The organism is Amycolatopsis roodepoortensis, assembly GCF_024628825.1.
GTDB classification, from domain to species: Bacteria; Actinomycetota; Actinomycetes; order Mycobacteriales; family Pseudonocardiaceae; genus Amycolatopsis; species Amycolatopsis roodepoortensis.
The window spans coordinates 7,639,919-7,653,166 of record NZ_CP102415.1 but is presented as its reverse complement, the minus strand read 5'-3'; the positions used below and the strand labels follow the sequence as shown (position 1 = coordinate 7,653,166).

Below are 13,248 nucleotides of genomic sequence, written 5' to 3'. Positions count from 1 at the left end.
GCAAGCCCTCCAAAGCCCGGGCAGCTCAGCCCGACCTTCCCGCTGGTGGCAGCCGTCAGGGTCCTAGCTGCTGAGCAGGGCCTCGACGAACGCGCCCGGCTCGAACGGCGCCAGGTCGTCCGGTCCCTCGCCGAGGCCGACCAGCTTGACCGGCACCCCGAGTTCGCGCTGCACCTGGAAGACGATGCCGCCCTTCGCGGTGCCGTCCAGTTTGGTCAGCACGATGCCGGTGACGTCGATGACCTCCGAGAACACGCGGGCCTGCATCAGCCCGTTCTGCCCGGTGGTGGCGTCGAGTACCAGCAGCACCTCGTCGACCTTCGCCTGCTTCTCGACGACTCGCTTGACCTTGCCCAGCTCGTCCATCAGGCCGGTCTTGGTGTGCAGGCGGCCCGCGGTGTCGATCAGGACCGTGTCCACGCCGGCCTCGGTGCCGCGTTTGACGGCGTCGAAGGCGACCGCCGCCGGGTCCGCGCCTTCCTTGCCCCGCACGACCTCCGCGCCCACGCGCTCGGCCCACGTCTGGAGCTGGTCCGCCGCGGCGGCGCGGAAGGTGTCGGCCGCGCCGAGCACCACGGTGCTCCCCTGCGCGACGAGCACCCGGGCGAGTTTGCCGGTGGTGGTGGTCTTGCCGGTGCCGTTGACCCCGGCGACCAGCACGACGGCGGGCTGCTTCTTCCCGTCGACGGTGTGCGGCAGCGCGCGGACGGCCCGGACCGCGTCGGTCGAGAGGGCGGCGGTCAGCACCTCCTGCAAGACCGCGCGCGCCTCCTCCGACGTCCGCACCGCGCGGCGCTTCAGCTCGTCACGAAGGCGTTCGACGATCTCGGTGGTCGTCGCGGCGCCCAGGTCCGCCATGAGCAGCGTGTCTTCGACGTCCTGCCAGGAGTCCTCGTCCAGGTCACCGGCGCCCAGCAGGCCGAGCAGGCTCTGCCCGAACACCGACCGGGACTTGCCCAGCCTGCCGCGCAGCCGCTCCAGGCGGCCGGTGGCCGGGGCGATCTCCTCGACGGGGGCGGGCTCGGGTGCCGCTTCCTCGGCCGGTTCGGGAAGTTCGACGTCGCGCACCGTGCGCTGCGCGGAATCCCTCGGCACCGCCGCGTCGTCCCCGACGGCGGGCTGCCCGTCGGTCTCCGGGCGATCCTCGACCGGGTGCTCCGGCTCCTCGGTCTTCTCGCCACCAGGGGCGAGCGCGATCCCGCCTGTCGCGGTATAACCGCCGCCCTTCGGCTTCTCGACGACGTCGGCAGCCTTGGACTCGTCCAGGCTGATCCGGCGGCGGCGCGCGATGAGCAGCCCGGCCACCAGTACGGCGACCAGGACCACGACGGCAACGACAACGATCCAGAACCAGGGGGTACTCGACACGGCGCCATCCTCGCATCCGCACCCCGTCGCGCTCAGACGCCCCACGGGAAGCAAGCCGATCTTGTCAAACACCCACTGGATAGGACTCATTTCGGACAAGAAGAAACGGTCCGGCTTGCGCGCCCTCCGGATCGACGGATAAACCACTCCGAATGACGGTTTCCTCCGGCACTGGGGTCCGGGTGATCGGGCTCATCTCCGGCACGTCGATCGACGGGATCGACGTGGCGGCCGCCGAACTGCGCGCCGACGGGGACACGGTGGTGCTCTCGCCGCTCGGCCAGCTCGAAGTCCCCTATCCCGAAGCGCTCCGCGAGGCGTTGCTCGCCGCCTTGCCGCCGAATCCCTGCGACGCCGAGCAGCTCACGAAACTCGACACCCTGGTGGGCCAGGCCTTCGCCGAGGCGGCCGCGCGCGGGGTCGAGGAACTGGCCGGCGGCGAGGCGGACGTCGTCGCTTCGCTGGGCCAGACGGTATTCCACTGGGTCGAGGACGGCGTCGCGCGCGGCACGCTGCAACTGGGGAACCCGGCGTGGATCGCCGAGCGCACCGGGCTGCCGGTGGTGGCCGACCTGCGCGTCCGCGACGTCGCCGCCGGCGGGCACGGCGCGCCGCTCGCCAGCACGCTGGACGCGTTGTGGCTCCGGGAAATGGCCGCGGCAGGCCCGGTCGCGGCGCTGAACATCGGCGGGATCGCGAACATCACCGTCGTCCCCGCGAGCGGTCCGGTCCTGGCCTACGACACCGGCCCCGGCAACGCGCTGATGGACATCGCCGCGCACCGCGCCACCGGGCTGCGCGCCGACATCGGCGGAGCACTCGCCCTGCGCGGAAACGTACGGCCCGACCTGCTGGCGAAACTCCTGCTCGATCCCTACTACGCGGCCGCGCCGCCGAAGTCCACCGGCAAGGAACTGTTCCACGCCACGTATCTCGACGAAGCGCTCGACGGGCTCCCGCCGGTCGGTGCGGAAGACCTCCTGGCGACGCTCACCGAACTGACCGCGGTGACCATCGCCGCGGAATGCCGTCGCCACGCCATCGCCACGGTGATCGTCTCCGGCGGCGGCGCCGACAACCCGGCGCTGATGGCCGCGCTCGCCAGGAACCTGCCGGACACGGCGCTGAAGACCAGCGACGACCACGGGCTGCCCCGCGCGGGCAAAGAGGCATACCTGACCATTCTGCTCGGCTGGCTGACCTGGTCCGGCGTCCCGGGGAACCTCCCGTCGGCGACCGGAGCCAGCGGCGACCGGCTGCTCGGCAGCATCACCCCGGGCGCGGGGCCCCTGCGGCTCCCCGCCCCGCACAGCTCAACCGTGACCCGGCTACGGGTAGCGGCGAAGACCGGCGAGCGATAGGAGATACGGATGCGCGCACTTGACCTCGCGATCATCGGGCTTTTTCTGGTCGGCATGCCCTTGCTGGGCGTCTGGATCGGCGGCAAACAGAAATCCGGCTCCGACTACTTCGTCGGTGAAGGCAAGATCTCCTGGTGGGTGGCCTGTCTCTCGGTGGTGTCCGCGGAGACGTCCACCCTCACCGTCCTTTCCGTACCGACGGTGGCCTACATCGCCACCCCCGGCGACGGCGGGATGACGTACCTGGCGCTGGCGATCGGCTACATCGCCGGCCGGATCGTGGTGTCGATGGTGCTGTTGCCGCGCTACGTGGCGGGCAACCTGGTCACCGCGTACGCCTTCCTCGGCAAACGCTTCGGCAGCGGGCTGCAGGGCACCGCGTCGGTGACCTTCCTGCTCACCCGGACGCTGGCCGACGGGATCCGGCTGTTCGCCACCGCGATCCCGATCAAGGTGGTGATGGCGGCCTACGGCCTGAACGTCTCGTACTGGACGATCGTGATCGGCCTCGGTATCGCGATGGTGCTCTACAGCTTCTTCGGCGGGGTCCGCGCGGTCGTCTGGGTCGACGCGATCCAGATGCTCTGGTACGTCCTCGGCGCGGTCGTGGTGATCTGGGCGATCTCCGGCAGGCTGCCCGACGGCTGGTTCGGCAAGGCCGTCGACGCGAACAAGTTCCAGATCTTCGACTTCTCCTCGAACATGCTCACCGGGCAGTACGCGTTCTTCACCGCGCTGATCGGTGGCGCGGTGCTCTCGATGGCCTCGCACGGCTCGGATCAGCTGATCGTGCAGCGCCTCCAGGCGACCAACGATCTGCGCGCCGCGCGGAAGGCCTTGGTGGCCAGCGGATTCGTGGTGTTCCTGCAGTTCGCGCTGTTCCTGTTCATCGGCGTGCTGCTGTGGGCGCTGTACAACGGTCTCGCCCCGACGAAGCCGAAGCCGGAAGGACTGGGGCTGGCCAACAAGGACGAACTGTTCGCGAACTTCATCGTGAACGACCTGCCGAGCGGTCTGTCCGGCTTCGTGATCGCCGGGATCCTCGCCGCCGCACTGAGTTCGTCACTCGGCGCGCTGGCCTCGTCGACGGTGACCGACGTCTACGAACGGGTGATCGGCCGGGAACTCCCGGAAGCCGACCGGCTGAAGCACGGCCGGATCTGGACGATCGTCTGGGCGGGCGCGCTGATCCTGTGCGCGGGTTTCTTCGCCTCCTCCAACAAGACCTCGGCCGATCCGATCGTGGTGCAGGCGCTCGGCATCACCGGGTACACCTACGGCGCCCTGCTCGGCGCGTTCCTGTTGGGCCTGCTGTTCAAGCGGGCGAGGCAGGCCGACGCGATCGTGGCATTCGTGTCGACGGTGATCGTGATGGCGTTCATCATCCTGGGCGTCAAGTTCAACAAACCGGACGGCAGCCTGATCGGCGTCGACTTCAGCAAGGCTTCCGGGAACACCGTCGCGCTGGCGTGGCCGTGGTACACGCTGTGCGGTGTGGTGATCACGCTCGTCGTGGGCGGGCTGCTCTCGCTGCGGCACGGGAGCGTGGACCCGCTGGCCGAACCGGACGTGAAGGAGTCCACTCCCGTCTAGGGCCTCGTGAGTGGTAAGGACGGTTAGAACCGTCCTTACCATTCACGAGGTGACGAGCTCCTCTTCGGACGTACGCAGCCGCTGCGAGATCACCTTCGTGATGCCGTCGCCCTGCATCGAAACGCCGTACAGCGCGTCGGCGATCTCCATCGTCGGCTTCTGGTGGGTGATGATGATCAGCTGCGAAGAGTCCCGCAGCTGCTCCAGCAACCCGATCAGCCGCCGCATGTTGGTGTCGTCGAGCGCGGCCTCGACCTCGTCCATGACGTAGAAGGGCGAAGGCCGGGCGCGGAAGATCGCGACCAGCATGCCGACGGCGACGAGCGACTTCTCGCCACCGGAGAGCAGCGAGAGCCGCTTGACCTTCTTGCCCGGCGGCCGCGCTTCGACGTCGACACCGGTGGAGAGCAGGTCGTTGGGCTGGGTGAGCACCATGCGCCCCTCGCCACCCGGGAACAGCACGCTGAACACCGTCTCGAACTCGCGCGCGACATCCTCGTACGCCGACGCGAAGACCTCGAGGATCTTTTCGTCGACCTGCTTGATGACGGCTTCGAGGTCCTTGCGGGTGTCCTTGAGGTCTTCGAGCTGGGTGGAGAGGAACTTGTAGCGCTCTTCCAGCGCCGCGAACTCCTCCAGCGCCAGCGGGTTGACCTTACCCAGCAGGCTCAGGTCCTTCTCCGCGCGCTTCGCCCGGCGGGCCTGGGTGTCGCGGTCGAACGGCATCGGCGGCGGCGGGGTGACGTCCTCACCGCGTTCCTTGGCGGCCTCGTACTCGGCCATCTCCCCCGCGCTCGGCGGCACCGGGACGTCCGGGCCGTACTCGGCGACGAGGTCCTCGAGACCGATGCCGAAGTCTTCGGCGATCTTGGTTTCGAGCTGTTCCAGCCGCAGCCGCTGCTCAGCGCGCAGAACCTCGTCACGGTGGACGGCGTCGGTGAGCTTCTCCAGTTCGCCGGTCAGCTCGCGGACCTTACTGCGGACCTGGGTCAGCGCTGTCTCCCGAGACTGCCGCTGTGCCTGCGCCTCGTCCCGTTCGTGGGCGGCGCGCTGCACGGAGACCTCGATGCGCTCCAGCGCGATCTCGCCGCCGTTGACCACCGCGTTGGCGATCTCGGCGCCGCGTTTCCGCGCGGCCCTGGACTTTTCGGCGCGTTCGCGCGCCTGCCGCTCGGCGTGCGCGGCCCGGCGGAGCGATTCGGCCTTGCCCTGGATGCTCCGCGCGCGCTCCTCGGCGGTGCGCAGCGCGAGCCGGGATTCCATCTCCTCCTGGCGGACCGTGCCGAGGTCTTCGGCGGCCTGGTCGCGCTCGGCGGTGTCCGGATCCTCGTCGACTTCCTGGTCGGCGACGGCGGCCAGGCGCTCTTCGAGTTCGGCGAGCTGCCGCAATGCCTCTTCGCGGCTCTGCTCGACCTTCGCACGCTGGTTGCTCAGCCGGTCCATTTCGGCCTGCGCGGCGCGCGCGGCCTGCTGCATCCGGTTCAGCCGCTCGGAAGAACGCGCCTTGCGGACCTTCGCGTCCCCGAGCGCTTCCTTGGCCCTGCCGACCTCTTCGCGCCTGGCTGCCTGCCCCGCGCGGGCGCCTTCGAGTTCCGCGGCGGTTCGTTCCAGCGCCCGCTCGGCGGCACTGAGCCGATCGCTCGCCTCGTCGACCGCGGCCTGCACCTCGATGACGCTCTCACTGCGGGCGGACCCGCCGACCGCCCAGCGCGCGCCGAAGACGTCGCCTTCGGGCGTGACCGTGCTGACCTCGGGGTACACCTCGACGAGCCGTCGCGCGGACTCCAGACCGTCCACAATGGCCACCCGGTCGAGCGCGTGCTCGACGGCGGACCGCAACGCGGGCGGCGCGGTGACCACTTCACGCGCCCAGCGCGCACCCTCGGGCAACGACGGCCAGGAGCTGGTGTCCACAGTGGATTCCAAGCCGCCGAGCAGAATGCCCGCACGCCCGGAGTCGTTGTCCTTCAAGAACTTCAGCGCGGCGAGCGCGTCTTCGCCACCGTTGACCGCGACCGCGTCGGCGACCGGGCCGAGCGCCGCGGCCAGCGCGACCTCGTGTCCGGCTTCGACGGTGAGCAGCGCGGCGACCGAACCGAGCAGGCCAGGAAGTTCGTGCTGCGCGCCGAGCAGCGCGCCGGCGCCGTCCTTGCGCCGCAGCCCCATCGACAGCGCCTCGACGCGCGCCTTCTCCGACGCGATCTCGCGTTCGGCGGCGCGCTCGGCCTTGACCAGCTCCTCGACGCGGGCCTTGGCGGCGTTGTTGGCCTCCACCGCGCGGTCGTGATGGGCCTGCAGCTCCGAGTCGTCGGATTCCTCGACGCCACCCGCCGCTTTGGCCTCTTCGAGTTCCTCGACGGCGATCTCGGCCCGCTCGGCCGCCTCTTCGAGCGACACGGTGAGCCGGTCGATCTCGTCGGAGGTGGCGCCGTTCTTGCTGCGCAGCGCCTCGACCTGGCCGGAGAGCTTCGCGAGCCCTTCCCGGCGGTCGGCGATCGCACGGACGGCGGCCATATGCGCGCGCTCGGCGGCCTGGACGAGGTGTTCGAGCTGCTCGCGCCGCTGGACGGTCTCCGAAAGCACCATCCGGGCCTCGGCGACGGCCTCGTTGAGCTCCTGCTCCCGCTCGGCGACCTGCTCGGCCTCGGCGAGCAGCTCGTCGGGGTCGCGACCGGTGCTCGCCTGCTGCACGTCGGACGACAGGTGCCGCTGACGCTCCAGCGCGAGCCGCACGGTGCCGCGCAACCGCTCCGTCAAGGCGGAAAGCTTGTACCAGGTCTCCTGGGCGGCGGCCAGCTTCGGCGCGTCCTCGGCGAGCGACGCTTCGAGCTCGGCCTCCTCGGCGGCGACGATCTCCAGGGCCTGCTCGACCTCGGCGCGCCGCTGACGGGCGACGCGCTCGTCCGCCTCTTCCTTGGCGATGCCTTCGCGCTGGGTGACCAGGTCGTGGGCGAACAGCCGCAGCCGCGCGTCGCGCAGTTCGGACTGCACCCACTGCGCCTTGCGGGCGATCTCGGCCTGTTTGCCCAGCGGTTTGAGCTGGCGGCGGAGCTCGGTGGTGAGGTCGCCGAGACGGTCGAGGTTGCCCTGCATGTTCGCGAGCTTGCGCAGGGTCTGTTCCTTGCGCTTGCGGTGCTTGAGGACGCCCGCGGCCTCTTCGATGAAGGCGCGGCGCTCCTCGGGCTTCGATTCGAGGATCGCCGAAAGCTGCCCCTGCCCGACGATGACGTGCATCTCGCGGCCGATACCGGAGTCCGACAGCAGTTCCTGCACGTCCATCAGGCGGCAGCGGTCGCCGTTGATCTCGTACTCGCTCGCGCCGTCACGGAACATCCGGCGGGTGATCGAGACCTCGGAGTACTCGATGGGCAGCGCGCCGTCGGCGTTGTCGATGGTCAGGGTGACCTCGGCGCGCCCGAGCGGGGCGCGGCCGGCGGTCCCGGCGAAGATGACGTCCTCCATCTTGCCGCCGCGCAGGTCCTTCGCGCCCTGGGTGCCCATGACCCAGCGGAGCGCGTCGAGGACGTTCGACTTGCCGGACCCGTTCGGTCCGACCACGCAGGTGATGCCCGGCTCGAAACGCAACGTCGTCGCCGAGGCGAAGGACTTGAAGCCCTTGAGCGTCAGGCTCTTCAGGTGCACGTCGTGCTGACCCCTCTGGCTGCGGGAACCGGTCTTTCAATCGACCCAGGCTACCTGTGTGCTCACGGTGATCGTGGGACGCCGGGCTTCAGCGCTCCACGAAGCCGCGAAGCCCGCCTTTCGCAGGCGACCACCGCTCGACTACGTGATCCACACTTCCGGGTGATTCCCCGGAGCGCAGGGCGGCCAAAAGCCGCTCACAGTGTTCACGAACACCCTCCGCTATCACCTCGACACGTCCGTCGGCCAGATTGGCCGCGCTGCCGGCCAGCCCCAGCTCAAGCGCCCTGCTACGGGTCCACCAGCGGAAACCGACACCCTGCACCCGGCCGTGCACCCACGCGGTCAGCCTGATGTGCGTTACTTCTTCACTCACGACCCCTATCGTGCACCATGCGGATGAACGCGGAGGGTGAACACGACGTGCGCTGTAGTTCGCAGACGGTGAAGCGGCGGTGATAATCTCCGCGCCGGGTCCCCACATGGGCTACCTCGCCCGGGTAGCCGAACTCCCCGAAGTCCCCCATCCGAGGAGCCAGCACATGCCCCGTCCCGACGGGTCTGATTCGAGCGCACGCGTGTCCGTGGCACCCCCGCGCGGCGCGACCGGCAAGCTCAACCGCGCGGGCTACGCCGTCCTCGGCGTCAGCGGCCTCGTGGTGGCGACGGCCTTCGCCGCGATCGCCGAACTCGCGGGCCCCGGCGTCTCCGCCACCGCGGGCGGCACCGGCGTCCCCGGCGGCGGGCAGGGCATCGCCCCCGCCGGTGTCCAGCTGGTCCCGGGCAACGCCGTCCCCGGCGGCCCGATGACCGTCAGCGGTTCGCCCACCCCGGGCGCGCCCTCCAGCTCGACGGCGCCGCCGACCACGGTGACCTCGGTCGGGGCGGACGGCAAGGAGACGACGAGCGTCGTCACCCCGCCCCCGCCGAACCCGGGCCCCGGTCCTGGGCCGGGCACCACGGTCTTGCCGCCTACGACGCCGACCAAGCCCACCACCACGAAGACGACTCCTACAACCACTCCGACCACGTCGACGCCCCCCTCGTCGGACCCGTCGGATCCCCCGTCCAGCCCGCCGGGTGGCGGCTCCAGCTCCAGTGGCGCTCCCAGCGAGTCGACTCCGGGCAAGTCCAGCACCTCCGGCACCGACACGTCCACGAGCAGCGCTCAGTAAGCCTTGAGGTCCGTGAAGGCCTCCTTGCCTACCTTGAGGGTAGGGAAGGAGGCCTTCACTACTTCCCGGCCCGCACCGAATCCCCCGCAGTCAGCCGACTATTGCGGCATGGCGCTGGGGCGGCAGGGGGTTGCGAAAGCCACTTTCGCAACGTTGAAGGTTGCGAAAGTGGCTTTCGCAACGCGTCAGCCCGACGCACGCGGGACCTCAAACCTCGAAGCGGTAGCCCATCCCCGGCTCCGTCAGCAGGTGCCGCGGCCGCGAGGGTTCCGGTTCCAGCTTCCGCCGCAGCTGCGCCAGATACACACGCAGGTAGTGCGACTCCGTCTCGTACGTCGGCCCCCACACCTCGTGCAGCAGCTGCTTCTGCGCCACCAGACGGCCTCGGTTGCGCACCAGCAGTTCCAGCACTCCCCATTCGGTCTTGGTGAGGTGCACTTCCTTGCCGTCCCGGCGCACCTTCTTCGCCGCGAGGTCGATCCGGAACGATCCCGTGTCCACCACCGCGTCCGCACCGTCCACACCGGACGACGCCGAGCGGCGCACGGCGGCCCGCAGCCGCGCCAGCAGTTCGTCCATACCGAAGGGTTTGGTGACGTAGTCGTCGGCGCCGGCGTCGAGGGCCTGGACCTTGTCGGCCGAGTCGCCGCGCGCGGACAGCACGATGATCGGCACGGTCGTCCAGCCGCGCAGCCCGGCGATCACCTCGGTGCCGTCGAGGTCGGGCAGGCCGAGGTCGAGCACGACGACGTCGGGTTTGGTCTCGGCGACGGCCTTCAGCGCGGCCGTCCCGTCGTGCGCGGTGATCACCTTGTAGCCGCGGGCGGACAGGTTGATCCGCAGGGCTCGCACGATCTGCGGTTCGTCGTCGACGACCAGCACGGTCGCCGACGCGGTGTCTGCGCTCATCGCACTCGCTCCTCCTCTTCGTTCTCGAGGCCCTCGTCGTCGAAAGCGAGGAGGCTCTTTTCCGGATCCTGACCAACATATGCGGGCAGCGAGATGACGACGGTGAGCCCGCCGCCGGGCGTGTCCTCCGCCCGGATCCGCCCGCCCATCGCCTCGGTGAACCCCTTGGCGACCGACAGCCCCAGTCCCACGCCGGGCACGCTGTCCCGGTCTCCCCCGAGCCGCTGGAACGGCGCGAACGCCGAGTCCGCGGTGCCCTTCTTGAGCCCGCGCCCGTGGTCGACGATGCGCAGTTCGACGTGTTCCGAATGCGTGCTCGCGCGGGCCGAGACCGGCTCGCCGGACCTGCCGTGCCGCAGCGCGTTGTCGATCACGTTCGCCACGACGCGTTCGAGCAGGCCGGGGTCGGCGCACACCGACGGCAGCCGCGAGTCGATCGCGACCACGACCGATTCGGAGTTGTCCACATTGGACAGCGCGTGCGAGACGACCTCGTCGTAGCCGACGGGGCGCAGGTGCGGGCGCACCGCGCCGGTCGCCAGCCGTGAGGAGTCGAGCAGGTTGTCGATCAGCCCGGCCAGCCGGTCCGCCGATTCCTCGATCGCTTCGAGCAGTTCGTCGGTGTCCTCTTCGGACAGTGAGATGTCGGTCGCGCGCAGGCTGCCGATGGCCGCCTTGATCGACGTCAGCGGCGTGCGGAGGTCGTGGCCGACGGCCGACAGCAGCGCCGTGCGGAGTTCGGTCGCCTCGGCCTTGCGCTCGGCCCGGATGGCCGCCTTCGCCGTCCGCTGCTGCCGCAGGGCCAGCAGCGCCTGCCCCGCGACGGCTTCCAGCACTCCCCGGTCCGACGCGGGCAGCGCGCGGCCCCGCAGCGTCAGGTGGACGTCGGCGGTTACCGCGATGTCGACGTCGGCCTGGTCCGGGTCGGCACACGGATCCGTGCCCGCGTTCGCCACCCGTTTCCATTTCCCGTCCCGCTTTTCCAGCAGGGTCACCGAAGTCAGGCCGAAGTTCTCGCGGACCTTCTCCAGCAACCGCTCGATCGGGTTGGCGTGGGTGAGCACCGTCCGCGCGTACGACGCCAGCAACGCCGCCTCGGTCCGCGCCCGCGCGGCCTGCGTCGCGCGCCGGGCGGCGGTGTCGACGACCGCCGCGACGAGGACCGCCACCAGCACCATCGCGACCAGTGTGATCACATTGCGCGGCTCGTGGACGGTCAGGTTGTACAGCGGCGGGGTGAAGAAGAAGTTCAGCAGTCCCGCAGAGAACACCGCCGCGAGCAGGGCGGGGCCGAGCCCGCCGGCGAGCGCGACCAGCACCGTCGCGAGCACGTAGTCGATCACGTCGGTGGAGAAGTCGAGCTGATCCCTCAGCAGGACACCGAGCAGCGTCGCCAGCGCCGGCAGCACCAGTGAGAGCACCCAGCCGGTCAGGCGGCGTGATGGCGTCAAGGGGCTCCGGTTGAAGCGGGCGCGCAGCCGTCCGCCCGCTTCGTCGTGCGTGACCATGTGGACGTCGATCGGGCCGGACCGCTGGACCACGGCCGCGCCGATGCCCTCGTCGAACAGCCTCGCCACGCGTGACCGCCGCGAGGTCCCGACCACCAGCTGGGTCGCGTTCACCCCGCGCGCGAAGTCGAGCAGCGCCGTCGGCACGTCGTCGCCGACGACGGTGTGGAAGGTCGCGCCGACCTCTTCGGCCAGCTTCCGGTACTTGCCGACCGCGGTCGGCCCCATCCCGGCGAGCCCGTCGCCGCGCAGGATGTGCAGCACCTGCAGCTCGGCGCCCGCGCGGTTCGCGATGCGGCTCGCGCGGCGGATCAGCGTCTCGCTCTCCGGGCCGCCGGTGATGGACACGACCACCCGTTCGCGGGCTTCCCACGTGTCGGTGATCTTCTGTTCGGCCCGGTACCGCTGCAGCGCGACGTCGACCTGGTCGGCGACCCACAGCAGCGCGAGCTCCCGCAGCGCCGTCAGGTTGCCGGGGCGGAAGTAATTGCCGAGCGCCGCGTCGATCCGCTCGGCCGGGTACACGTTGCCGTGCGCCAGGCGCCGCCGCAGCGCTTCGGGCGTTATGTCGACCAACTCCAGCTGCTCGGCCCGCCGCACGACCTCGTCGGGCACCGTCTCCTGCTGGGTGACGCCGGTGATCCGCTCGACGACGTCGTTGAGGCTCTGCAGATGCTGCACGTTCACCGTGGAGAGGACGTCGATCCCGGCGGCGAGCAGTTCGTCGATGTCCTGCCAGCGCTTCTCGTTGCGCGAACCCGGCACGTTGGTGTGCGCGAGTTCGTCGACCACGGCGACCTCGGGGGCGCGGGCGAGCAGCGCGTCGAGGTCCATCTCCTCGAACTCGTGGTCCCGGTGCGCCGACCGACGGCGCGGCACGGTCTCCAGACCCTCGACGAGCTCCGCGGTCTTCTTCCGCCCGTGCGTCTCGACCAGGCCGATGACCACGTCGGTGCCCCGGTCGAGGCGCCGCCGCGCTTCGCCGAGCATCGCGTAGGTCTTGCCGACGCCCGGGGCCGCGCCGAGGTAGATCCTCAGCTCACCCCGGCGCGGCTTGGTCGTGTTCTCGTCCACGTCTGTCAGTGTGCTCCTCCGGCCGCGTCGCGCACGGCCAAGTTGACCTTCAGCACATTGACGCCCGGCACCCCGATCCCGGCACCGCTCGTGTTCTCCGCGACGAGCTGCCGGACCTTCTCCTCCGGCAGGCCCGTGTTCCTGGCCACACGCGGGATCTGCAGGTCCGCGTAGGCGACGCTGATCGCCGGGTCCATCCCCGACCCCGACGCCGTCACCGCGTCGGCGGGCACCCGCGACTCCTGGACACCCTCGCGGGCGGCGATGAGCTTCTTGCGTTCACCGATCGCGGCGACCAGGTCCTCGTTGTACGGCCCCTTGTTCGACGGGCCGGACGACGACGGGTCGCCGGGGCCGAGGGCGTCCTTCGAGCCCGCGGACGGGCGGTTGTGGAACCACGGGTCCTTGGCCGGGTCGGCCGCGACCGGGTCGACGCCGATCAGCGACGAGCCGACGGCCTGCCCGTCCTGGCTGATGATCGAGCCCTCGGCGTTGCCTTCGAGGCCGGGGATCCGCGAGACCGCCCACACGCCGAGCGGGTAGACCACGCCCAGCAGGACCGTGAAGACGAGCAGGACACGCAGCCCGGCGAGGGTCTGCTTCAGCAGTGCGTTCATG

9 protein-coding genes are annotated in these 13,248 nt (G+C 70.4%); 3 read left to right on the top strand and 6 right to left on the bottom strand.

Going from position 1 to position 13,248, the window contains the following annotated elements:
* Nucleotides 1-63 precede the first annotated feature (63 nt).
* On the bottom strand, nt 64-1,368 hold the full coding sequence (ftsY, locus tag NQK81_RS36835; RefSeq protein ID WP_257485161.1) for a signal recognition particle-docking protein FtsY: 1,305 nt from the start codon (nt 1,366-1,368) through the stop codon (nt 64-66).
* A gap of 152 nt (nt 1,369-1,520) precedes the next feature.
* On the opposite strand from ftsY, the gene NQK81_RS36830 reads away from it, so the two are divergent.
* Both NQK81_RS36830 and NQK81_RS36825 read left to right on the top strand, forming a co-directional pair.
* The gene (locus NQK81_RS36830) at nt 1,521-2,729 is read left to right on the top strand and encodes an anhydro-N-acetylmuramic acid kinase (protein ID WP_257485160.1); all 1,209 of its coding nucleotides are present in this window, start codon (nt 1,521-1,523) and stop codon (nt 2,727-2,729) included.
* Nucleotides 2,730-2,738: 9 nt separating this feature from the next.
* Nucleotides 2,739-4,322, top strand: a complete 1,584-nt coding sequence (locus NQK81_RS36825; protein ID WP_257485159.1) for a sodium:solute symporter — start codon at nt 2,739-2,741, stop codon at nt 4,320-4,322.
* Nucleotides 4,323-4,364: 42 nt separating this feature from the next.
* Here NQK81_RS36825 and smc read toward each other — a convergent pair whose 3' ends face one another.
* Both smc and NQK81_RS36815 read right to left on the bottom strand, forming a co-directional pair.
* The gene (smc, locus tag NQK81_RS36820) at nt 4,365-7,964 is read right to left on the bottom strand and encodes a chromosome segregation protein SMC (protein ID WP_257485158.1); all 3,600 of its coding nucleotides are present in this window, start codon (nt 7,962-7,964) and stop codon (nt 4,365-4,367) included.
* An 88-nt stretch (nt 7,965-8,052) separates the two neighbouring features.
* Nucleotides 8,053-8,340: an acylphosphatase gene (locus tag NQK81_RS36815; protein WP_192742667.1), complete on the bottom strand. Its 288-nt coding sequence runs from the start codon at nt 8,338-8,340 to the stop codon at nt 8,053-8,055.
* A 166-nt stretch (nt 8,341-8,506) separates the two neighbouring features.
* On the opposite strand from NQK81_RS36815, the gene NQK81_RS36810 reads away from it, so the two are divergent.
* Nucleotides 8,507-9,139, top strand: coding sequence for a hypothetical protein (locus tag NQK81_RS36810; protein ID WP_257485157.1), 633 nt, complete (start codon nt 8,507-8,509; stop codon nt 9,137-9,139).
* A 207-nt stretch (nt 9,140-9,346) separates the two neighbouring features.
* Here NQK81_RS36810 and NQK81_RS36805 read toward each other — a convergent pair whose 3' ends face one another.
* From NQK81_RS36805 to NQK81_RS36795, 3 genes are read right to left on the bottom strand one after another with little or no spacing between them, the layout of a single operon-like run.
* Nucleotides 9,347-10,048, bottom strand: a complete 702-nt coding sequence (locus NQK81_RS36805; RefSeq protein WP_126733454.1) for a response regulator — start codon at nt 10,046-10,048, stop codon at nt 9,347-9,349.
* Nucleotides 10,045-12,630, bottom strand: a complete 2,586-nt coding sequence (locus NQK81_RS36800; protein ID WP_257485156.1) for a DUF4118 domain-containing protein — start codon at nt 12,628-12,630, stop codon at nt 10,045-10,047. The genes NQK81_RS36805 and NQK81_RS36800 overlap by 4 nt, the downstream gene beginning before the upstream one ends.
* 5 nt (nt 12,631-12,635) lie before the next feature.
* A complete protein-coding gene (locus tag NQK81_RS36795; RefSeq protein WP_257485155.1) occupies nt 12,636-13,247 on the bottom strand; it encodes a potassium-transporting ATPase subunit C in 612 nt (203 codons plus the stop codon).
* Nucleotide 13,248 lies beyond the last annotated feature (1 nt).